The organism is Phreatobacter sp. GW821-FHT04C01 (genome assembly GCF_059420385.1).
In genome coordinates, this window is the sequence record NZ_JBWKTP010000011.1 from 57,853 (window position 1) to 78,273 (window position 20,421).

Annotated in this window: 17 protein-coding genes and 2 tRNA genes; 5 read left to right on the forward strand and 14 right to left on the reverse strand. The window is 67.4% G+C overall.

Annotation, left to right across the window (positions count from 1 at the left end; all coding sequences use genetic code 11):
- Nucleotides 1–138 precede the first annotated feature (138 nt).
- From AC07WJ_RS30840 to AC07WJ_RS30870, 7 genes are all read right to left on the reverse strand, one after another.
- Nucleotides 139–531 (reverse strand): cupin domain-containing protein, encoded by a 393-nt coding sequence (locus AC07WJ_RS30840; RefSeq protein ID WP_494938550.1) that lies wholly within the window; start codon nucleotides 529–531, stop codon nucleotides 139–141.
- A 70-nt stretch (nucleotides 532–601) separates the two neighbouring features.
- On the reverse strand, nucleotides 602–1,984 hold the full coding sequence (locus tag AC07WJ_RS30845; RefSeq protein WP_494938551.1) for a cytochrome P450: 1,383 nt from the start codon (nucleotides 1,982–1,984) through the stop codon (nucleotides 602–604).
- 8 nt (nucleotides 1,985–1,992) lie between these two features.
- Nucleotides 1,993–2,778, reverse strand: a complete 786-nt coding sequence (locus AC07WJ_RS30850; protein WP_494938552.1) for a tetratricopeptide repeat protein — start codon at nucleotides 2,776–2,778, stop codon at nucleotides 1,993–1,995.
- 19 nt (nucleotides 2,779–2,797) lie between these two features.
- Nucleotides 2,798–4,525, reverse strand: coding sequence for a dihydroxy-acid dehydratase (ilvD, locus tag AC07WJ_RS30855; RefSeq protein ID WP_494938553.1), 1,728 nt, complete (start codon nucleotides 4,523–4,525; stop codon nucleotides 2,798–2,800).
- A 614-nt stretch (nucleotides 4,526–5,139) separates the two neighbouring features.
- Nucleotides 5,140–5,874 (reverse strand): DUF2459 domain-containing protein, encoded by a 735-nt coding sequence (locus AC07WJ_RS30860; protein WP_494938554.1) that lies wholly within the window; start codon nucleotides 5,872–5,874, stop codon nucleotides 5,140–5,142.
- Nucleotides 5,871–6,713 carry a metallophosphoesterase gene (locus AC07WJ_RS30865; protein ID WP_494938555.1) on the reverse strand — a complete coding sequence of 281 codons (843 nt, stop codon included), beginning with the start codon at nucleotides 6,711–6,713 and terminating at the stop codon, nucleotides 5,871–5,873. The genes AC07WJ_RS30860 and AC07WJ_RS30865 overlap by 4 nt, the downstream gene beginning before the upstream one ends.
- Nucleotides 6,714–6,717: 4 nt before the next feature.
- Nucleotides 6,718–9,429 carry a valine--tRNA ligase gene (locus AC07WJ_RS30870; RefSeq protein WP_494938556.1) on the reverse strand — a complete coding sequence of 904 codons (2,712 nt, stop codon included), beginning with the start codon at nucleotides 9,427–9,429 and terminating at the stop codon, nucleotides 6,718–6,720.
- A gap of 132 nt (nucleotides 9,430–9,561) precedes the next feature.
- Between AC07WJ_RS30870 and AC07WJ_RS30875 the strand changes: the two genes are divergently transcribed.
- On the forward strand, nucleotides 9,562–10,776 hold the full coding sequence (locus AC07WJ_RS30875; RefSeq protein WP_494938557.1) for an MFS transporter: 1,215 nt from the start codon (nucleotides 9,562–9,564) through the stop codon (nucleotides 10,774–10,776).
- A gap of 62 nt (nucleotides 10,777–10,838) precedes the next feature.
- Here AC07WJ_RS30875 and AC07WJ_RS30880 read toward each other — a convergent pair whose 3' ends face one another.
- From AC07WJ_RS30880 to AC07WJ_RS30890, 3 genes are all read right to left on the reverse strand, one after another.
- Nucleotides 10,839–11,534, reverse strand: a complete 696-nt coding sequence (locus tag AC07WJ_RS30880) for a PopZ family protein (protein ID WP_494938558.1) — start codon at nucleotides 11,532–11,534, stop codon at nucleotides 10,839–10,841.
- A 183-nt stretch (nucleotides 11,535–11,717) separates the two neighbouring features.
- On the reverse strand, nucleotides 11,718–13,133 hold the full coding sequence (locus AC07WJ_RS30885; RefSeq protein WP_494938559.1) for a TolC family outer membrane protein: 1,416 nt from the start codon (nucleotides 13,131–13,133) through the stop codon (nucleotides 11,718–11,720).
- A 160-nt stretch (nucleotides 13,134–13,293) separates the two neighbouring features.
- The gene (locus tag AC07WJ_RS30890) at nucleotides 13,294–13,959 is read right to left on the reverse strand and encodes a protein-L-isoaspartate O-methyltransferase family protein (RefSeq protein WP_494938560.1); all 666 of its coding nucleotides are present in this window, start codon (nucleotides 13,957–13,959) and stop codon (nucleotides 13,294–13,296) included.
- 196 nt (nucleotides 13,960–14,155) lie between these two features.
- On the opposite strand from AC07WJ_RS30890, the gene AC07WJ_RS30895 reads away from it, so the two are divergent.
- Nucleotides 14,156–14,229, forward strand: a tRNA-Cys gene (locus AC07WJ_RS30895).
- Between the two features lie 181 nt (nucleotides 14,230–14,410).
- Nucleotides 14,411–15,349 carry an SMP-30/gluconolactonase/LRE family protein gene (locus AC07WJ_RS30900; RefSeq protein ID WP_494938561.1) on the forward strand — a complete coding sequence of 313 codons (939 nt, stop codon included), beginning with the start codon at nucleotides 14,411–14,413 and terminating at the stop codon, nucleotides 15,347–15,349.
- A gap of 20 nt (nucleotides 15,350–15,369) precedes the next feature.
- On the opposite strand, the gene AC07WJ_RS30905 is transcribed toward AC07WJ_RS30900, so the two are convergent.
- The gene (locus AC07WJ_RS30905) at nucleotides 15,370–15,642 is read right to left on the reverse strand and encodes a hypothetical protein (RefSeq protein ID WP_494938562.1); all 273 of its coding nucleotides are present in this window, start codon (nucleotides 15,640–15,642) and stop codon (nucleotides 15,370–15,372) included.
- Between the two features lie 172 nt (nucleotides 15,643–15,814).
- Between AC07WJ_RS30905 and AC07WJ_RS30910 the strand changes: the two genes are divergently transcribed.
- Nucleotides 15,815–15,889, forward strand: a tRNA-Asn gene (locus AC07WJ_RS30910).
- Between the two features lie 366 nt (nucleotides 15,890–16,255).
- Here AC07WJ_RS30910 and AC07WJ_RS30915 read toward each other — a convergent pair.
- The 3 genes from AC07WJ_RS30915 to AC07WJ_RS30925 form a co-directional block, all read right to left on the reverse strand.
- The gene (locus AC07WJ_RS30915; protein ID WP_494938563.1) at nucleotides 16,256–17,218 is read right to left on the reverse strand and encodes a tripartite tricarboxylate transporter substrate-binding protein; all 963 of its coding nucleotides are present in this window, start codon (nucleotides 17,216–17,218) and stop codon (nucleotides 16,256–16,258) included.
- A gap of 154 nt (nucleotides 17,219–17,372) precedes the next feature.
- Nucleotides 17,373–18,008 carry a 2-hydroxychromene-2-carboxylate isomerase gene (locus AC07WJ_RS30920; RefSeq protein WP_494938564.1) on the reverse strand — a complete coding sequence of 212 codons (636 nt, stop codon included), beginning with the start codon at nucleotides 18,006–18,008 and terminating at the stop codon, nucleotides 17,373–17,375.
- Nucleotides 18,009–18,030: 22 nt separating this feature from the next.
- The gene (locus AC07WJ_RS30925; RefSeq protein ID WP_494938565.1) at nucleotides 18,031–18,762 is read right to left on the reverse strand and encodes a glutathione S-transferase family protein; all 732 of its coding nucleotides are present in this window, start codon (nucleotides 18,760–18,762) and stop codon (nucleotides 18,031–18,033) included.
- A 248-nt stretch (nucleotides 18,763–19,010) separates the two neighbouring features.
- On the opposite strand from AC07WJ_RS30925, the gene AC07WJ_RS30930 reads away from it, so the two are divergent.
- Nucleotides 19,011–20,246, forward strand: a complete 1,236-nt coding sequence (locus AC07WJ_RS30930) for a CaiB/BaiF CoA transferase family protein (RefSeq protein ID WP_494938566.1) — start codon at nucleotides 19,011–19,013, stop codon at nucleotides 20,244–20,246.
- Nucleotides 20,247–20,421: the final 175 nt, after the last annotated feature.

Below are 20,421 nucleotides of genomic sequence, written 5' to 3' on the forward strand. Positions count from 1 at the left end.
GGGGATGACGTCGAGCGTTTGCCGGCAGGCTCCTGCCCTCGGATCCACGCCAAGAAGGCCAAATCGAACAACGGCTTGCGGCCAGAACCGGACTCGGAATCGAAATCTGAAGATCCGCGCCTGGCCGCGCCCATCGCCTCACGCGCCCTGGGTCGGGAATTCCGCCGGCAAGGTGATCTCGATCAGTTCGAGATCGTCGGAATGAGCGATCTCCTGGTGCACGATGCCCGGCGGCTGATGCACGCAGGAGCCCGGCTCCAGCAACACCTCGCCGACACCTTCATACCAGAAGCGCACCCAGCCCTTGAGTACATAGACCATCTGGAAATCGAGCGTGTGGGTGTGCTTGTCGCCGCCGGCATGGGCGCCGGGAACCGCCTTGATGACATGGGCGCCGACCCGCCCGCCGGTCGCCTCTTTGATGCCGAGGTCGCGATAGACGAAAAAGTTCCTGAGGCCCTGGCCCTTGAACGCGCCATCCCTGGCATGGACAACCGAAAAGGCGCTCGCCTTGGTCTCGACCTCACCCATCCTGGCCTCCTGATGCGCTCCGCCGGCGCTTGGCGCCAGCCTGCCTCACATCGGCCGGTGGCCGCAACCGTCAGCGGCGGGCGACCGTCATGGGCAAGCCCCCCTCGGGGCGCAGCGTCAGGCGCGTATTCGGTTTCGGCCGGTGGCCCGGCACGGGCGTGAAGCGGAGCTTCCTGAGAATGGTGGCGAAGATCACCACCGCCTCGATCTGGGCGAAGGAGGCACCGATGCAGATGCGCGGCCCGGCGCCGAACGGCAGATAGGCCCCGCGCGGCCGCCCCTTGGAGGCCTCGGCGGAGAACCGGTCCGGATCGAAACTGTCGGGATTGCTCCACAGCATCGCGTGCCGGTGGATGGCATAGACCGGCACATAGACCGGCGTGCGCGCCTTGATCACCTCGGTGCCGAGCACGGTATCCTCGGTGGCGATGCGCGGGATCAGCGGCGCCGGCGGGAACAGCCGCATCGCCTCCTGGATCACCTGCTTGGTGAACACCAGCCGGTCGGCGGCTGCCGCGTCGATCGGCTCGTCGCCGGCAACGGCGGCGATCTCGTCCATGAGGCGCTGTTCGACGCCTGGGCTGTTGGCGGTCAGCCAGAGCGCCCAGGTCAGCGCCAGCGCGGTGGTCTCGTGGCCGGCGACCACGAAGGTCAGCAGGTTGTCGGCGAGTTCGGCATCCGTCATGGCGCGGCCGGTCTCCGGGTCGCTCGCCTGGATCATGAAATCGAGGAGATCGGGGGTCGCGCCCGGATGGGCACGCCGCTCGGCGACGACCCGCGCCATCTCGGCCTTGAGGAAGCGGTTGCCGGCGCGCGCGCGGCGCTTGCCGGGATAAGGCAGCCAGGCCGGCAGGCGCAGCACGGTGAGCGCCGCGACCCAACTGACCGTATCGAAATAATGGGTGATCTCGGCGCCGAAGCGTTCGGTGTCGAAACCGCCCTTGCCCGACAGCATGGTCTCGACGATGACGTCGAAGGTCGTCGCCATCATGGTCTCGGCCACGTCCACCGTCGCCGGCGTGCCGGCGATCATCTGCTCGAGGCGCGTCACGGCCGCTTCCGCCGCCATGGTCATGGCCGGCACGAAGCCGAGGATCTTCTCGTGGCGGAACGGCGGCGACGAGGCGCGGCGCTGCCAGCGCCAGTCGGCCCCCTCGGCGGTGAAGATCGACTTGGTGCCGACCGCCGCCCCAATGGTTCGCTGGATGATCGGCGCTTTCGGAAAGATCGCCGCGCGCGCCACCAGAACCTCTTCGACCAGGCCCGGGTCCATCACGAACAGCACGGGCCGGCCGGCAAGGCCGAGCCAGACGACGGGCTCCTCGAACAGTGCCCGCGGCCAGGTTTCCAGCGGATTGCGCACCAGGGTGCGCAGGAACTTCAACGGCTTCAGCGGTTCGGCGGGATGGTCGATGGCGTGGGGCGTGAAACGCGGGGTTTCGACCAGGCTCATCGCGACCTCTATCGACGGGCCGAGGTCTTCAGCCAGGCCTCGACCATGCGCAGCGCCACGCCGCGCTCGTCGTCCGAGGCCGTACGCATCGCCTCGTCATACATTTCGGTGATCCAGGTATCGCTCTCGTTGGCCGCTTCCTTGGCGAGCGTCAGGAACATCAGCCCGCGCGGCGCCTGGCGCGGCACGTCGCGGCCGGCGAACAGCATGTGGCCGAGCACGGCCTGGGCCTTGTAGTGGCTCTTGCCGGCAGCCAGCGACAGCCAGCGCGCGGCCTGGCGCGGGTCGCGCGTGGTGCCCTGCCCTTCCAGGAACAGCCGTCCCAGGCGGAACTGCCCGTCGGCGTCGCCAAAGGTCGAGGCGGCGTAGAAATAGAGTTCGAAAGCGCGTTGCGGATTGGCCCGGACATAGGTGTTCGGGATGCCTTCGAGCCAGTAATTGCCCATGGTGACGAAGGCGGCCGAGATGAACCGGGCATCCGGCGAATTCGGATTCTCGTCGCCGCGCTCGATGGTGATCCGCCGGAACGTCTCGAACGCCTTGAGATCGTTCTGCGCGACGCCGTCGCCATCCATATACATGCGGCCGAGCTTCCAGGCGGAAGCCGCATGGCCGTTGCTCGCCGCATATTGCAGCGACGAGACCGCTTCCTCTGTCCGGCCATCGCGCAGCGCCCGCGCCCCCGCCCGGAAGGCGTCGAGCGGCGAGCGCAGATCGGTGGTCGGCTGACCGTCGAAGGCAAACGCGCCCGTCACGCCGGCGGGGCTTGCCGCCACCGCCAGCGCGAACAACAACGCGCGAACCTTCCTGGCCTCAGACATCGGCATAAACGTGCTTTTCCCCGGCGCCGCCCGGATGGGTCACCGCGCCGTCAACTGCAGGACCGACCTGCTGTGCGTATTTCCAGATGGCGCCCGAGCCGAACTCTGTGTCCTTCGGGCCTTTCCATTCCTTTTTACGCGCCCGCAATTCGGCGGCCGTAAGGCGAACTTTGAGCGTTCCTTTGACGGCGTCGATTTCAATCATGTCGCCGTCTTTCAGCAACGCGATCGGACCGCCGACCTGGGCTTCCGGACCGACATGGCCGATGCAGAAGCCGCGGGTGGCGCCCGAGAACCGGCCGTCGGTGATCAGCGCGACCTTGTCGCCCATGCCCTGGCCGTAAAGCGCGGCGGTGGTCGCCAGCATCTCGCGCATGCCCGGGCCGCCCTTCGGCCCTTCGTAGCGGATGACCAGGACCTCGCCCTCCTTGATGGTGCGGGCGGTGACCGCGGCGAAGCATTCTTCCTCGCGGTCGAAGCAACGGGCCGGGCCCTTGAACTTCTGCTTCTTCATGCCCGCGACCTTCACGATCGCGCCGTCGGGAGCCAGATTGCCCTTCAGGCCGACCACGCCGCCGGTCTTGGTGATCGGCTTGTTGGCCGGGCGGACCACGTCCTGGTCCGGGTTCCATTTCACCGAGGCGAGGTTCTCGGCCATGGTCCGGCCGGTCACCGTCATGCAGTCGCCATGCATGAAGCCGTTGTCGAGCAGGGTCTTCATCAGCAGCGGAATGCCGCCGATCTCGAACATGTCCTTGGCGACGTAGCGGCCGCCCGGCTTCAGGTCGGCGACATAAGGCGTGCGCTTGAAGATCTCGGCGACGTCGAACAGGTCGAACTTGATGCCGCATTCGTGCGCCATGGCCGGCAGGTGCAGCGCCGCATTGGTCGAACCGCCCGAGGCGGCGACCACGGTGGCGGCATTTTCCAGCGCCTTGCGGGTGACGATGTCGCGCGGCCGGATGCCCTTGGCCAGGAGCTCCATGATCTTTTCGCCGGCGGTGTAGCAGAATTGGTCGCGGATATCGTAGGGCGCCGGCGCGCCGGCCGAATAGGGCAGCGCCAGGCCGATGGCCTCCGACACGGTCGCCATGGTGTTGGCGGTGAACTGCGCGCCGCAAGCGCCCGACGACGGCGCGGCGACGCGCTCGAGTTCGTCGAGATCCTCCGACGACATCTCGCCGGTGGAATGCCTGCCGACCGCCTCGAACAGGTCCTGCACCGTCACCTGCCGGCCGCGGAACACGCCGGGCAGGATCGAGCCGCCATAGATGAAGATCGAGGGAACGTTGAGCCGCACCATGGCCATCATCATGCCGGGCAGCGACTTGTCGCAGCCGGCGAGGCCGACCAGCGCGTCATAGGAATGGCCGCGCATCGACAGCTCGACGGAGTCGGCGATGATCTCGCGCGACGGCAGCGACGACTTCATGCCGGCATGGCCCATGGCGATGCCGTCGGTCACCGTGATGGTGCAGAACTCGCGCGGCGTGCCCTGCGCCGATTCGACGCCCTTCTTGACCGCCTGGGCCTGGCGCATCAGCGCGATATTGCAGGGCGCGGCCTCGTTCCAGCAGGTCGCCACGCCGACGAAGGGCTGGTGGATCTGCTTGTGCGACAGCCCCATCGCATAGAGGTAGGAGCGGTGCGGCGCGCGCTGCGGGCCTTCGGTGACGTGCCGGCTCGGCAGCTTGTCCTTGTTGAACTTGAACGTGGTCATTTCGCTCCCCATGGAGATGCAATGGCCGCCCCCATCTTTGGAAGCGTTAAAACCTGTCCTGCCATCGTCCGGGAAGCTTGAAAAGTCATGAACTCACAAGGCCACGCATGCACAGAGACGAAGGCCGCTGCGTTTCAGCCTTCTGAGGGCAATTTCGTCGCGTGGGGCTGTGGCGGGATTGGGGCGGAAAATGGTGAACGGTTCGTAGGGTTCTCGGCAATTTGTAAGTGTTGTAAAAAGGATACAAAAAGCGAGTGCCCTGCCACGTCAGGGCGCGTGCGAATGGTTCTCTCGAGAGCGCCTGAATTCGCCCCCTTCGCGATAGGCGCGTGAACCTCTACCTCTTCACCTCTCCCCGGCGGGGAGAGGTCGGCCGCGAGCGTAGCGAGTGGTCGGGAGAGGGGGCGAGGCGCGCAACGAGATGTCACCAAGCGAAGCGCGTATTGCATTGTTCTGAAGCGACAACTCCCCCTCTCCCGGCGCTGCGCGCCGACCTCTCCCCGCCGGGGAGAGGTGAAGAAGGTGTTTCCCGTGCGAAATCTCGAACGGGACAAACTTCGGACCCGGTACTGAAAAGCACCGATTGTCGAGACGGGCGCGAACGCCCTGCCGTGTCAGGGCGCGGGCAGCGGCAAGGCGCCGGCGCGCCACTCCAGGTCGGCGAACAGCCCTTTCGGATGGATCGCCGGCAGCCAGGCATAGGGAAGGCCCGCCTCGCCCAGGCCTCGGCCGACCCAATGGTTGCAGACCTGCAGCACCGAGAAGGTGCCGGTCGCGGCATAAAACAGGCTGGGGCCGTAGAGCCCCTGCCCTATCTCGCGCGGCCGGCCCTCGGCATCGGGGGCGATCGCGGCATCGAAATAGCGGGCCAGCCGGTCGAGCCCCGCCTCGGACAGCCGGACGCCCAAGATGTCGGAACGGCGGAACACCTCAGGCGCCGCCCGGTCGAGCCCAACCACATGCAGCACCGCCGTATTGCCCGGCTGGAACAGCGCCCGCAGCGCACTTTTGACATTGACGTCGGCGACCGTCGGCGTCTCCTGGTAGAAGCGCTCGTCACCCCAGCCGATCTCCAGAACCGGAAAGGCGCCGAAGCGGTCCAGCACGGCGGCGAGCTTGCTCAGGCCCTGCCGCTCCGCCGCAGCCTTCAGCGCCGCGCGTGACAGGGCAATGCCGGAATGCCAGCCATGGGAAACGACGTGCACGAGCGTCGACGGCTGGTCCGGCTTCGGCGGATAGAGCGCCGGATCGGCCCGGTGTGCCGAAACGAGCGTCAGCACGACGATGACGCCGGCGAGACAGGCGAGGCCCAGCGCGACCGCCTTGAGGCCGCGCCGGAGCCAGCTCATGCCGGGCTCTCCGCCGTAAACACCACCGTCACCACTTCCGGCGGCGCGAACAATCGCAGCGGCAGGCCGCTGCAACCGAGGCCGGCACTGACGATCAGGTGCCGTCGGCCGATCCGGTGATGGCCATGGGCCATGGCACGCGGGATCCGGCTCGCCGGCATATGCAGCACCGGCAGGCCGGGAATCCGGATCTGGCCGGCATGGACATGGCCGGCGAGCAGAACGCAGCCGTCGGGCAGGTCCACGATCACGCCCGGATCGTGCGAGACGACGATCTCGGGGCCCGGTGCGGCACCGACCAGGGCCGCCTGCGGCTCGCCGTGAATATCGTCGGCGAGGCCGACGATCCTGACCGCCATGCCGTCGACCGGAATGGTCAGCGTGCGGTTTTCCAGAACCGCGATGCCGGCCGCCTCGAAAGCGTCGGCCACGGCCTCCAGCCCATATTCCCAGTCATGATTGCCGAGCACCGTCGCCATCGGCGCCGACACGGACTTCAGCGCGCCGGCAATGGTCTCGGGCGGGATACGCCCGCCGCCGAACGCCATCATGTTCATATGGTCGCCGCCGAGCAGCACCATGTCGGGGCGGCTCGCCTCGACCTCGGCCAGGATGGCTGCGAGCCGGGCGAGATCGCCGGTATGCGACCCCAGATGCAGGTCCGACAGGAAGGCGACCGAGAATTCGCGCCCGCGCCAGCCCGGCAGCACCAGCCGGTAACGGACGTGCCGGTGGGCTGGCGCCCGGCTGAACGGCGCCCACAGGCCCTTTGCCCCGGAGGGGTCGCCAAAGGGCGCTCGCGCGCCCCAGGCCGACCGTTTCACCGGGCGACGGGCCATGACCTCAGGCCACGTCTTTCAGCCGCACGAGGGCCGCTTCCACCTTGGCCTTGCGCTCGACCGCCTCCTCGCGCTTCTCGCGCTGCTCCTCGACCACCTCTTCGGCCGCACGCGCCATGAAGTTGGTATTGTTGAGCTTGGCGTCGCAGCGCGCGATATCGCTGTCGGCCTCCTTCAGCGCCTTGCCGAGGCGCACCGTCTCGGCCGCGACGTCGACGATGCCGGCGAGCGGCAGCGCGATGGTCTCGCCGCGCACCACCAGCTGGATCGAGCCCTTGGGCGCGGCCTCGACCGCGCTGACCTCGGAAAGCCGCGCCAGCCGGTTCAGGAGATCGCCGTAACGCTTTGCCCGGTCCTTGGTCTGATCGGACACGGCGACCAGCGCCAGGGGCACCTGGGCGCCCGGAGCCACGTTCATTTCGGCGCGCACCGAGCGGATCGCCTGGATGGTATCGACCAGCCAGCCGATCTCGGCTTCCGCCTCGCCATTCTCCAGGCCGGCGAAGCCGGGCCATTCGGCGAGCGCCAGCACGCCGTCACGCGCCGGTCCCACCTCGCCGGTCACGCCCCACAGCTCCTCGGTGATGAAGGGCATGAAGGGGTGCAGCAATTTGAGGATCTGCTCCAGCGTCCAGGCCGTCGTGGCCCGGATTTCGGCCTTGGCCTCTTCGTCGGCGCCGGTGAACACCGGCTTGGCGAATTCCAGGAACCAGTCGCAGAACACGTTCCAGACGAAGCGATAGACCGCGTTGGCCGCCTCGTTGAACTTGTAGGTCTGGATCGCGGCCTCGGTCTCGGCGATCGCCTTGGCGGTCTCGCCGACGATCCACTGGGCGAGCGTCGAGCGCACGCGCGCCGGATCGAAGCCGGCGACCCGCTGGCATTCGTTCATCTCGCAGAAGCGCGCGGCGTTCCACAGCTTGGTCGCGAAATTGCGATAGCCTTCGACCCGGTTGGTGGCGAGCTTGATGTCGCGCCCCTGGGCCGCCATGGCGGTCAGGGTGAAGCGCAGCGCGTCGGCGCCGAACTGGTCGATGAGGTCCAGGGGGTCGATGACATTGCCCTTGGACTTCGACATCTTCGCGCCCTTCTCGTCGCGGACGAGCGCGTGGATATAGACCGTGTGGAACGGCGTCTCCTTCATGAAGTGCAGGCCCTGCATCATCATCCGGGCGACCCAGAAGAAGATGATGTCGAAGCCGGTCACCAGCACGTCGGTCTGGTAGTAGCGCTTCAGCTCCTTGGTCTCGTCGGGCCAGCCGAGCGTCGAGAACGGCCAGAGCGCCGACGAAAACCAGGTGTCGAGCACGTCCTCGTCGCGGGTCAGCGCGGTGCGAGCCCCGTAATGTTCCTCGGCCGAGGCCAGCGCTTCCTCTTCGCTGAGCGCGACGAAAACCTTGCCGTCCGGCCCGTACCAGGCCGGGATCTGATGGCCCCACCAGAGCTGGCGCGACACGCACCAGGGCTGGATGTTCTCCATCCACTCGAAAAAGGTCTTTTCCCAGTTCTTCGGCACGAAGACGGTACGGCCGTCACGCACCGCGGCGATCGGCTCCTTCGCCAGCGTCTTGGCGTCGACATACCACTGGTCGGTCAGGAACGGCTCCACCGGCACGCCGCCGCGATCGCCATGTGGCACGGTGTGCATATGGTCCTCGATCTTGGCGAGCAGGCCGCGCTCCTCCATCATCGCGACGATGCGCTTGCGCGCCTCGAAACGGTCGAGACCGTCGAGCGCGAGCACGGCGTCGAGATCGGCGCCCTCCGCCCCGTCGAGGAAATCCTCGTTGCCGGCGAGCGCAAGACTTGCCTCGACGCTGAAGATATTGATCTGGCGCAGGTTGTGGCGCTTGCCGACCTCGAAATCGTTGAAGTCGTGGGCCGGCGTGACCTTCACCGCGCCCGACCCCTTTTCCGGATCGGAATAGTCGTCGGCGACGATCGGAATCAGCCGGCCGACCAGCGGCAGGCGCACCATCTTGCCGACATAGGGCTTCCAGCGCTCGTCGTCCGGATGCACCGCCACCGCGGTGTCGCCCAGCATGGTCTCCGGCCGGGTGGTGGCGACCGTCACCTTGACGTCGGGGTCATCGGCCAGCGGATAGTCGAAATACCAGAGCTTGCCGCGCGTTTCGGTCTGCACCACCTCCAGGTCGGAAATGGCGGTGAGCAGCTTCGGGTCCCAGTTGACCAGCCGCTTGTCCTTGTAGATCAGGCCCTGCCGGTAGAGATCGACGAACACCTTGAGCACGGCCTTGGACAGGCCCTCGTCCATGGTGAAGCGCTCGCGCGACCAGTCGCAGGACGCGCCCAGCCGCTTCAGCTGGTTGACGATGGTGTCGCCGGATTCCTCTTTCCAGGCCCAGACCTCTTTCAGGAAGGCCTCGCGCCCCATGCTGCGCCGCGACGTCTTGTTCTCGCTGGCAAGCTTGCGCTCGACCACCATCTGGGTCGCGATGCCCGCATGATCGGTGCCCGGCTGCCACAACACGTCCTTGCCGCGCATGCGCTCATAGCGGCACAGCACGTCCTGCAGCGTGTTGTTCAGCGCGTGGCCCATATGCAGCGAGCCCGTCACGTTCGGCGGCGGGATGACGATGCAGAAGGGGTCGGCGCCCGCGCGCTCGGGGCGGCCGGCCCGGAAGGCCTCGGCCTTCTCCCAGGCAGCCCACATGCGGGCTTCGATATCCTTCGGCGTATAGGTCTTCTCGAGCATGGCGCTTTTCGATTGATCGCTTGGCTTGATATGGGGAGCGCACAAAGCCGGCCGAAACGCGCTCTGTCAACATTTCTGCCATGCGCCGGTGCGACTTGCCGCAACGCAACCGCCGGCCGCATAGCTTGAGGCATGACAATAGCGGCAGTCGAAGAAGTCGAGGCGGACACGGTTCCGTGGCGCGCGCTGTTCCTGCTCGGCGCCGCGTCCTTCGCCTCTTCGGCGGCGCTTCGCTTCTGCGATCCGCTCCTGCCGACGCTTGCCCACGCCTTCGACACGACGCCCGGCAAGGCTGCCATCGTCATCACCGCCTATGCCGTCTCCTATGGCGGCTTCCAGCTTTTGACCGGTCCGCTCGGCGATCGCTACGGCAAGGTCCGCATGGTGGCGCTGGGCGCCATTCTCAGCGGCCTGTTCACCTTCGGCTGCGCCTTCACGACGAGCCTCGAACAGATCTCGATCCTGCGCTTCCTCGCCGGTCTCACCGGCGCGGCGATCATTCCCAACTGCATCGCCTTCATCGGCGACACCATTCCCTTTGCCCAGCGCCAGGCGGTGCTGGCGCGCTACATGATCTTCACCAGCTTCGGCGCGATCAGCGGCCAAGCCATCGGCGGCGTGCTGGCCGACGCGCTCGGCTGGCAATCGGTGTTCGTCATGGCCGGCCTGTTCCTGCTGTCGGCGGGAACCGTGCTGGCGATCCAGCAGCGCACCAACCCGGTCCTGTCACGCCGGTCGCCGGCGCCTCCGGGCGGCGTGCGCGGCTCGCTCGCCCAGATGCTGGCGCTGCGCAACATTCCCTATGCGCGCGTGGTGCTGAGCGCCGTGGCGATCGAGGCCGTGCTGTTCTACGGCACCTTCACCTTTGTCGGCGCCCACCTTCGCCACGTCTACAATATCAGCTACACCGCGATCGGCGCGATGACCGCACTGAGCGCGGCGGGCGCCGCCGCCTATTCCTGGTCGGCGCCGTTCCTGCTCGGCCGTTTCGGCGAACGCAGCGTGCTCGGCATGGCCTCGGTGTTCCTTGCCGTCAGTTTCGGCCTGCTGGCGCTCAGCCCGCCGCTCTGGCTGGTGGCCACCGCCATCGCGGTCGGCGGCTTCGGTTTCGTGCTGCTGCACAATCCCCTGCAGACCAATGCGACCCAGATGACCCCGGACTCGCGCGGCGCCGGCATCGCCACCTTCGCCTTCTTTTTCTTCGCCGGACAGACCGCCGGCGTGGCGCTTTGCAGCCTGATCTACGACCATGTCGGCGCGCCGCCCTTGTTCGCGGGCGCCGCGGTCCTGCTGCCGGCTCTCGTCTTCTGGTTCCGCGCCGGCCTCGCCCGCACCAAGCCGGCGTGAGCGAAGAAACCCCTCTCCCTTTGGCGGAGGGTCGATTTATCGGCGCTTTTCCCTCGCCTCTCTCAGCGCGGCGGCGTGCCGCGCGAGACGCGCTCGATCTCGGCCCGCACCAGCCGCTCGACCAGTTGCGGCAGATTGTCGTCGAGCCAGGTCTTGAGCATCGGCCGAAGCATGTCCTTGACCAGATCCTCGATGGTCCGTGAATTGTTCGACAGGATCGTGTTGGCGAGCGAACCGAAAGCCGCCCCGACCGCCGCATGGGCCTGGGACGACAGCAACGGATCGGAGGCCGGCAGCGACGCGACGGGCCCGCCGAACGATGGCGCCGGCCGCTGCGGCTCGGCCATTTCCATGAACTCGACGTCGGCGCGCCGGGAGATCGGCTTGATCATGCCGACCGCTTCGACGACGGCGTCGTCCTTGCTCAGTTCGAGAATATCGGGCTCGGCGACCTTGACCGGCTTCACCGCCACCGGTGCGGGCGCCGGAGGTGCGGGCGGAGGTGGTGGCGGAGCGGGCGCGGGAGCCGGCTCGGGCTCGGCCTCCATCGCGTCGAAGCCGGCCAGCAGGGCGTCGATGTCGTCCTGCGATTTCGGCGCTTCCTCGGCCTTGGGTGCGGGCGGCGGCGGTGGTGGCGGCGAGACGGCTGCGACCTTGGGCGGTGCCGGCTTCGGCGGCTCGTCATCCGCGATGATCCGGCGGATCGACGCCAGGATCTCTTCCATTGACGGTTCGTTAGCCTTCGCTGCCTGCGACATCCCCGTCCACCCCCTTGTACTCACACCGTGGGATCAAGTCGTCTCCCTTCGGGAACGGGAGAATCACCACGAATCAACTGGGGGAACTATGCACCGAGGCAGCAGTCAGGGCTAATCGCGCGATTGACGATCCACAACCAAGATGGGCCGAAGAAAAGACGGTGGAAAGCGCGACTTGCGCGCTTACCGTCCGTCGGGAGTGCGCACGCCGAGCCAGAGGTCGCGGACCTGCTGGTAGTGCTGCGTCGGGTCGAAGATCTCGGTGCGCAAGGCCAGCCGCGGGGCATTCAGGCGCCCCATGCCCGCCAGCACCGAATAGGACAGAACGACCCGGTCACGCTGCGCCTGGACCAGGGCAACCCGGGCCTGGAACAGGTTCTGCGTGGCGTTCAGCACGTCGATGATGGTGCGCTGGCCGACCTTGTATTCCTCGCGAATGCCGTTGACGGCAATCGTCTGGGCACTCACCTGCACTTCCGCGGCCTGGATCTGGGCCCGCGCCGCCTCGAGCGCCGCCCAGGACTGGACCACGGCCTGACGCACGCTGGCGGTCGCCGTTTCGATCTGGATCCGGCGCTGGCCATAGGCTTCCTTGGCACCGCGGATGGTCGCGTAGTCGCGGCCGCCATTGGCGAAGATCGGAATGGTCAGCGTGGCGCCGATGCTGGCGGAGGTCACCTGACCGCCGGTCGACTGTTCCGCACCCTGAAACAGGCTCGCACTCAGGCCGACCGTCGGATAGAGCGCCGATTCGGCGATGCGCACCTGCAGGAGCGAGGCATCCGCGCCGTAGCGCGCGCCGCGAACCGCGGGATGCTCGGACTGGCCGGCGATGATCGCCGCTTCCAGCTGACGCGGCAGCAGCCGTTCGACGGTCCGCGCCGGTGTCAGCCGGCCGGGCTGAACGCCGACCTGCTGGACATAGACCGAACGGGAATTGGCGAGATCGGACTGCGCCTGGCTTTCGGTCGCGATCGCGCCCTGAAGCGCCGATTCGGCCAGAGCCACGTCGGTGCGCGTCACCTCGCCCACGGCGAAGCGGTCACGGGTCGCCCGGAGCTGCTCGCGAAACACTTCCACCGCGCGCTTGCGCAGGTCGAGCGTCGCCTGGTCGCGCAGCACGTTCATATGCGCGGTCGAGGAGGCCAGCAGGACGGTCTGCTCGCTGTTGCGCAGGGTCTCGCGTGCGACCAGCACGTTCTGGTCGGCCTGGCGGACGCTGTTGACCGTACGATTGCCGTCGAAGAGCGGCTGTGTCGCGGTCAGCGTCGCCGAGCGCGCGAAGGAGCGCGTGACGCTGTTGAAGGCCGGTGCGCCGGTCCGTCCGTTCGCACCCGAGCCGGCATCGGCATATTGCCCGGCGGCCGTGAGGGTCGCGGTCACCGACGGGCGATAACCCGACAGGGCCGCAGGCACGCCTTCATTGGCCACCCTGACGCCGGCGCGGGCGGCATTCAGATCGGGATTGTTCCGGTAGGCCTGGATCAGCGTCTGATCGATGGATTGAGCCCGCGCGGAGACGGGCGACAATAGCGGGGCGAGAATCGCGACGGTGAGAGCCGCCGCAGAGCCGACACGAGTAAACGTGGCTCCGGTCATATGTAACACCTGCTTCGTGGCGTTACCCTGGACGATCCGCCAAGACCCAGGGCACCTTATGGATAAAGGGATAACTGCTCCGGGACGGCGAAGAAAGCCCCGGATTCGATATGGGGCCGATTAGACAGGAAGTGGGGCCCGAATGCCACACTTCATGCGACTAAAACACGAAACCACGCACAGCCGCGAAACCCGGCAAGGGTGGAATGGCCGCGTCGAAGATCGGCCGCGCGCTGATCTCGTTGCCGATTCGCGTGTGGGCGAGGCATTTCGCCGCGCGCCCGGCACCGACCACCGCGACCAGGCGGCCGCCGTCCTTCAACTGGCTGAGCAGCGCCTCGGGCACCACCTCGACGACGCCTTCCAGCAGAATGGCGTCATAGGGCCCCTGCTGCGCCGCGCCTTGCGCGAGCGCGCCGGCGACGACGGTGACATTGCCCGCTGACGCGAGCGCCTGGCGCGCGGCCGCGACCAGAGCCTCGTCCTCTTCCAGGGCGACGACGCTGGCCGCCAGCCTGGCCAGCACGGCGCTGGAATAGCCGGTGGCGACGCCGATATCGAGCACGGCGTCGTCGGGCCCGATCGCCGCGGCGTGAACCATCTTGGCCAGCACCATCAGCTCGATCAGGTAGCGCGCAGGCTTGCCCGGGGCCGCCTCGTTCACCGCCACGTCGTCGTCGATATAGGCGAGCTCGCGGCGCGCCTCGGGGACGAAGGCCTCGCGCGGCACCGACAGCAGCGCCTCGATGATGCGCGCATCGGTCACATCGTTCACGCGAATCTGCGTGTCGACCATGGTCCGGCGAGCGCGCGCAAAATCGATCATCGCGAAATCCTCGGATTACGGCGGTTCAAACCCGCCTCGGCCCCGTCTTTAGCGGGGGAGACGGTCGGATTGCAAGGTCAGGAAGATCGCGCGCGTTCTCGTGCGCGAAGCCGTCACGGGCTCGGTTGCGGTGCCCGGATCAGCGTGCTAGAGCGAGCCCACTCCGCGCCGGGTTCGCCCGGCGAGTATCCCGGACGGCCTCGTGGCGGAGTGGTTACGCAGAGGACTGCAAATCCTTGCACCCCGGTTCGATTCCGGGCGAGGCCTCCACCTTCTTCCGATCCTGTCATGGTGATCGCCCCCGTGGGACGGGCATGCGCCCTGCGCCTTGCGCGGGCGGCCGCGGCGCGTTCCGCGCATTGCTTTCGCCGTGCCCCAAGGGGCAAGATCGCGCCGGCGCCTGACGCCCGCCCCTCTCCTTGCAGCACGCAGATGTCGGAAGGACCGCCCCATGTGGCAGCCGAGCCAGCGCTATCCCGACCCGGCCGTCGAGATTCTCGACCCGAGCTTTGCCAGATACCGCATCTTCAGCGCGGCCGTGGAACGGCTCGCCACCGGTTTGCGCTGGGCCGAGGGACCGGTCTGGTTCGGCGACGGACGCTATCTCCTGTGCAGCGACATTCCGAACAACCGGATCATCCGCTGGGACGAGGAGACCGGCGCCGTCTCGGTGTTCCGCAAACCCTCCGACCACGCCAATGGCAATACCCGCGACCGCCAGGGCCGGCTCGTCACCTGCGAGCATGGCGGCCGGCGCGTCACCCGCACCGAATATGACGGCACCGTCACCGTGCTGGTCGACCGCTTCGAGGGCAAGCGGCTGAATTCGCCGAACGACGTCGTGGTCAAATCCGACGGCTCGGTCTGGTTCACCGACCCGCCCTTCGGCATTGCCGGCAATTACGAGGGTTTCCAGGCCGAACCCGAATCGCCGCAGAACGTCTACCGCTTCGACCCGGCCACCGGCGAAACGCGGGCGGTGGCCACCGGCATCGCCGGCCCCAACGGCCTGTGCTTTTCACCGGACGAGACCAGGCTCTATCTGGTCGCCTCGCGCGCCGTGCCGAACCGCCTGATTCTCGCCTATGACGTGGTCGGCGGATCGACGCTGGCCAACCAGCGCACCTTCATCGATGCCGGTCCTGGAACGCCCGACGGCTTTCGCTGCGATATCGACGGCAACCTCTGGTGCGGCTGGGGCATGGGCAGCGACGAGCTCGACGGCGTTCACGTGTTCAACCCGGACGGCAAGCTGATCGGCCGCGTTCGGCTGCCCGAACGCTGCGCCAATGTCTGTTTCGGCGGGCGTTCGCGCAACCGGCTCTTCATGGCGGCGAGCCAGTCGATCTATGCGCTTTACGTCAACACCCAGGGCGCGCCCGGCGGCTGAGGCGCCGACGCCCGGGCCGGTCAGGCCCGCGGGCCCTTGAGCCAGGCGTTCAGCTTCGGCCAGCGCCGGCCGATCCGGATGGTCAGCCGCCGGCGCATGCGGCGGAAGAACGGGCTGTCGACCGACAGAATCGCCAGTCCCACCGGAAACATCCACGGACCGAGGACGGGCAAGGCGCTGAACACGCCGCCGGCAATGAAGGCCCAGCCCAGCAGGCGCCTGCGCCAGGGCCGGTCCGGCAACCGAAAACGCCGGCCAAGGACCGTCAGTGTCGTCGGGGCGCTGGCGGACACATTTTTTTCCTTCGAAAAGACAGCCGAAAGCCGGCGAAACCCGCTCCTGCCCTGCGGTTGGCCTGGGGACAAGTCGGTAGCCACGCTCCCGCCATCCTTTCACGTCATCTTTGCCACTTGGCAATCGTGAGGGACCTGTGTTATTCGCGCCGCTCACTCGCGAAAGCGATGATCCTCGGTAGCTCAGCGGTAGAGCAACCGGCTGTTAACCGGTTGGTCGCTGGTTCGAATCCGGCCCGGGGAGCCAATTTAAAGGCGGAGCGGACGAATGTCCGTTCCGCCTTTTTTGTTGCGCGAAAACGGCGATGGCGGGAAGCGCTGTCATGGGGCTTACCCGGCCGGTGCCGCGGCCAGCCACATCCTGAGGCGGCGCGGACGACGGTTGACGCGCGTAGACCTTCACCCGTTTGCGCCTGCGTTCACACACATCTCGCAAATCCGCGCCTTTCGGGTGCCTCGCGCGGCCTCCGTCGGAGCTTGAGGCGCGCACTGGGACCACCGCTCTTTACCTCTCCCCGCCGGGGAGAGGTGAAGAGTTGTGGTTCCCACACAAACGTCGAAGGCCGGCCGTTGCCGGCCGGCTCTCTTGCCGTCATCGGAATGGCGCGGCCCGCTATTGCGCCGGTGCCAGCACGCCCCGCCAGCGCGCGATTTCCGCGGCGAGCTTGGTGCTCAGCGCCGCCGGCGTGCGCTCGGCCGGCGCGACCACGATGCCGCCGAGTTCAGCGAACCGGGCGATCAGCGCGGGATCGTCGAGGGCCGCGGCAAGAGCGGCCTCGAGCTTCCGCCGGATCTCGGGCGGCGTGCCCTTGGGCGCATAGAGGCCATGCCAGATGCTGAGGTCCAATGTGGCGAAGCCGGTTTCGGGGGCGCTCGGCACCTCGGGCAAGGTCGGAATGCGCGCGGCCCTGGTCGTCACATAGGCCTTCACATGGCCGCTTCGGATGAAGGTCGTCGTGTTGGTGGTCTGGTCGCACATGAAATCGACCTGGCCGCCGACGAGATCCGACATGGCGGGACCGGTGCCGCGATAGGGCACCGCCGTCGCCGTCATATGCGTCGCCGCCAGGAACATCGTGCCGCAGAGATGCGAGGCGGTGCCCGGGCCGGCATGGGCATAGGTGCTGCGGCCCTCGCCGCGCCGGACGAACGACACCAGTTCGGCGAGCGAATTGGGCTCCAGGCTCGCCCGCCCTACCAGGGTCATCGGCACATCGACGATCAGGCCGATCGGATCGAAGGCGGCCACCGGGTCATAGCTGGCGTTCGGATAGAGAACCACGCTGGTCGCCATGCCGATATGGTTCAACAGCAGCATGGAACCGTTGGGCTCGGCCTTTGCGACGCGCCCGGATCCGAGCGTGCCGCCGGCGCCGGCGACGTTCTCGACGATGATCCGCCCGCCGAGCCGCCGCCCCATGGCCTCGGCGAGCAGGCGCGCGACCGTATCGGTCGGCCCACCCGCCGCATAGGGCACGAGAAAGGCGATCGGCTGCGATGGATAGGCATCGGGCGCCGCGATCGCGCAGGTTCCCGAGACCATGGCGACGACCGCCGCGGCCAAGCTTCGTTTCATGTCATTCTCCCGTGATGTTTCCTCGAGGGCGGTCTGCGCCGCCTTGCTTCGACGTCGTCTCATGGCGCGCCGGCAATTGGCGCGCGGACAATTGGCGCGCGGACAATCCGCGCGACGATCGCCTGGGGCCGCTACGGCCTTCTCCGGTCGCGGCTCAGGCGCTCGCGGCGGCGGGCTGGCGCGGCACGCGCGGCGGCGACGGCGATGTCAGTTCGTCGTCGATGAACTCCATCCGGTCCTTGCCCCAGAACATCTCGTCGCCGACGAAAAAGGTCGGGGCACCGAAGACGCCCCGCGCGAGCCCCTCGTCGGTTTCGGCAGCCAGCGCGTCGCGGATCTCGTCGGATTCGACCAGCCGGGCGAATGTCTCGACATCGACCCCCAGTCCCGCCGCGATCGGCTTCAACCCCTCGACCTCGCCGACGGAGGCGTCGTTGCGTTCCCAATAGGCGGCGAAAATCGCCTCCATGAAGGCCCATTCCTTGCCGAAGCGGCGCATGGCGAGCGCGCCGCGCAGCGCCGGGCTGGTCTTCATCGGAAACTTGGCCGGCATGCGGAACGGCAGGTCGTAGCGCCTGGCCCAGCGCATCAGATCGGTCTTGCGCGCCCTGAGCTTGACCTTCGGCTCCTCCATCAGGACGTAGGACTGCTTGCGGAAGACGTGGCCGAGATTGAACGGCCTCGGCACGATCGTCGCTCCGTGCCTGGCGGCAACCGGCTTGATCAGGTGAAGGGCGAAATAGCTGTTGGTGCTGCCGAGGTCCCAATAGAACTCGATGGTCTTGGTCATGGCGAAAACTCCAGAGTCGTGATCAGCGGGCAGCCTCGCCGTCCTGGGCGGCCGGCTTGTCCGAGAATTGGTTGCTGCCGAACAGGTTGTTCCAGGCAGCCCCGGTGGGCGGCGCCTTGTTCTTCCGGAGCCGCTCGCCCAGCACCGCGAGGCCGCGCTGCACCGCCGGGCGCTGCCGCACCGCGGCGTACCAGCGCTGGATCGCCGGATAATCGTCGAGTGTCTGGCCTTGCCAAGCATGGGCGCGCAGCCAGGGATAGGCTGCCATGTCGGCGATCGAATAGTCGCCCGCCAGGTAGTCGTGGCTCGACAGCCGCTTCTCCATGACGCGGTAGAGCCGCCCGGCTTCCGCCGTGTAGCGGTCGATGGCGTAGGGCAGCTGCTCCGGCGCATATTTCCGGAAGTGGTGGGCCTGCCCCAGCATCGGCGCCATGCTGGCGGCCTGGAATGTCAGCCACTGAATCACGTCGAAGCGCGCGGCGGCGGCCTGCGGCAGAAAGCGGAAGCCCGCCTTCTCCGCCAGATACAGCATGATCGCCGCGGATTCGAACAGCGCGCAGGGCTTTCCATCAGGCCCCTCGGGATCGACGATGGCGGGGATCTTGTTGTTTGGACTGATGGCGAGAAAATCGGCGGCGAACTGCTCGCCCTTGCCGATATGCACGGGCTCGACGGCATAAGGCAGTCCCAGCTCCTCGAGCAGGATCGAGATCCGGTAGCCGTTCGGGGTCGGCCAGAAATAGAGCCTGATCAAGCGTCCCCTCCCCGGGCGGCGTCCTCGTTGGATGGGCCGACGGTAGGGGACGCCCGGAATGCCGTCCAAGACGATCGATGACATGTTTCAGTCGCCGAACGACTTGGAAGGGCCGTTACAGGTCGCCGGCCGTCTCAATGAAGACGTCATCGGTATTGGACCCCTGGCCGGACGCTGGATATCCCGGCAGTCGAGGCAATGATGCCGGACGTCAACGGGAAGACGACATGACAAGCGGCGCGCGACCGATGCTTTCGGGGATCAAAGTCATCGACCTGACCCAGTTTGTCGCCGGCCCCACCGCCTCGCGGCTGCTCGCCGAGATGGGGGCGGACGTGATCAAGGTGGAACTGGCGCCCTTCGGCGACCGCTCGCGCGTGCAGGGCGTCAAAGCGAAGGACGCGCCGGCCGATGCCGCTCCGCACAGCACCTATTTCTTTCAGCACAACCATTCCAAGCGCGGCATCGCGCTCGACTTCAAGAGCCAGGCCGCCCGCGACATCCTCAAGGCGATGATCGGCCAGGCCGATGTGCTGGTGGAGAATTTCAGCCCGGGCGTGATGGCGCGGGCCGGCTTGTCCTATGAGGCGCTGAACGCGATCAATCCGCGCCTTGTCATGTGCTCGATATCCTTTGCCGGCCAGACCGGCGCGCTCAGCGAGAAGCCGGGTTACGACTATATCGGCCAGGCCTATGCCGGCGTCACCGGCATGATCGGCGATCCCGACGGCAGCCCGGCCATGGTGACCATGGCGATCGGCGACGTCTCCACCGGCGTCTCCGCGGCCATGGCGATCGCCGCCGCGCTGTTCCACCGCGAGCGCACCGGCCAAGGCCAGCACGTCGAAAGCACCTTGCTCGACACCTATTTCCACATGCACGAGGCGAGCATTCCGCGGGTCTCCATGCTCGGCGGCCGCTACGTCCAGCAAAGAACCGGCTCGCAGCATCCGGACGGCGGACCGACCGGCATCTTCCGGTGCGGCGACGGGCAATACATCACGCTGATGTCGCTGGCGCACCAATGGCCGCAGCTCGTCAAGGCGATGCAGATGCCCGAACTGCTGGACGATCCACGCTTCGCCAGCGCCAGCGCGCGGCGCAAGAACAACGGCCAGCTGAAGGACATCCTGGAAGGCTGGCTGGCAAGGACGGGAACGCGCGAGGCCTGCCTCGCCGCGCTCGAGACGCAGCGCATTCCATCAGCCCCGGTGCTCGCTCTCGACGAGGTCATCGAACTCGCGCACCTGCGCGAGCGCGGCACCGTGCGCCCCGTGGCCGACCCGCTGCTCGGCGCCTTCAGGATTCCCGGCATGCCCGCCCGCTTCTCCGCCTGGCAGGCCCCGGAGCATCTCGCCGCGGCACGGCTCGGCCAGCACAATGCCGAGATTCTCAGGGAATTCGGCCTGTCCGAGACCGAGATCTCCGAGCTTCACGCGCAGAAGGTGTTCGTCAAGGATCCATCGCTGCGGGATGCCGGCTAATACAGCCGCAAGGCAAGCATGGCTCTTGACTGGAGCGGCGCGGCGAGGCTGACGTCGTGGATGGTCGGGACAGGCCCGGCCAGGACCAGCGTTATCCTTCGGGCGATGAGCGCTGGATCGGCCGGCCGCAGGAGCCGCGCCTTGGCCCCACACGCCGTGAGGTCAACAGGCCGCG

Bases quoted from the DNA above. Each gene is read 5' to 3' on its own strand.
- AC07WJ_RS30840 (WP_494938550.1), bottom strand. From the start codon at position 531: ATGGGTGAGGTCGAGACCAAGGCGAGCGCCTTTTCGGTTGTCCATGCC.
- AC07WJ_RS30845 (WP_494938551.1), bottom strand. From the start codon at position 1,984: ATGAGCCTGGTCGAAACCCCGCGTTTCACGCCCCACGCCATCGACCAT.
- ilvD (WP_494938553.1), bottom strand. From the start codon at position 4,525: ATGACCACGTTCAAGTTCAACAAGGACAAGCTGCCGAGCCGGCACGTC.
- AC07WJ_RS30860 (WP_494938554.1), bottom strand. From the start codon at position 5,874: ATGAGCTGGCTCCGGCGCGGCCTCAAGGCGGTCGCGCTGGGCCTCGCC.
- AC07WJ_RS30865 (WP_494938555.1), bottom strand. From the start codon at position 6,713: ATGGCCCGTCGCCCGGTGAAACGGTCGGCCTGGGGCGCGCGAGCGCCC.
- AC07WJ_RS30870 (WP_494938556.1), bottom strand. From the start codon at position 9,429: ATGCTCGAGAAGACCTATACGCCGAAGGATATCGAAGCCCGCATGTGG.
- AC07WJ_RS30875 (WP_494938557.1), top strand. From the start codon at position 9,562: ATGACAATAGCGGCAGTCGAAGAAGTCGAGGCGGACACGGTTCCGTGG.
- AC07WJ_RS30880 (WP_494938558.1), bottom strand. From the start codon at position 11,534: ATGTCGCAGGCAGCGAAGGCTAACGAACCGTCAATGGAAGAGATCCTG.
- AC07WJ_RS30885 (WP_494938559.1), bottom strand. From the start codon at position 13,133: ATGACCGGAGCCACGTTTACTCGTGTCGGCTCTGCGGCGGCTCTCACC.
- AC07WJ_RS30890 (WP_494938560.1), bottom strand. From the start codon at position 13,959: ATGATCGATTTTGCGCGCGCTCGCCGGACCATGGTCGACACGCAGATT.
- AC07WJ_RS30900 (WP_494938561.1), top strand. From the start codon at position 14,411: ATGTGGCAGCCGAGCCAGCGCTATCCCGACCCGGCCGTCGAGATTCTC.
- AC07WJ_RS30915 (WP_494938563.1), bottom strand. From the start codon at position 17,218: ATGAAACGAAGCTTGGCCGCGGCGGTCGTCGCCATGGTCTCGGGAACC.
- AC07WJ_RS30920 (WP_494938564.1), bottom strand. From the start codon at position 18,008: ATGACCAAGACCATCGAGTTCTATTGGGACCTCGGCAGCACCAACAGC.
- AC07WJ_RS30930 (WP_494938566.1), top strand. From the start codon at position 19,011: ATGCTTTCGGGGATCAAAGTCATCGACCTGACCCAGTTTGTCGCCGGC.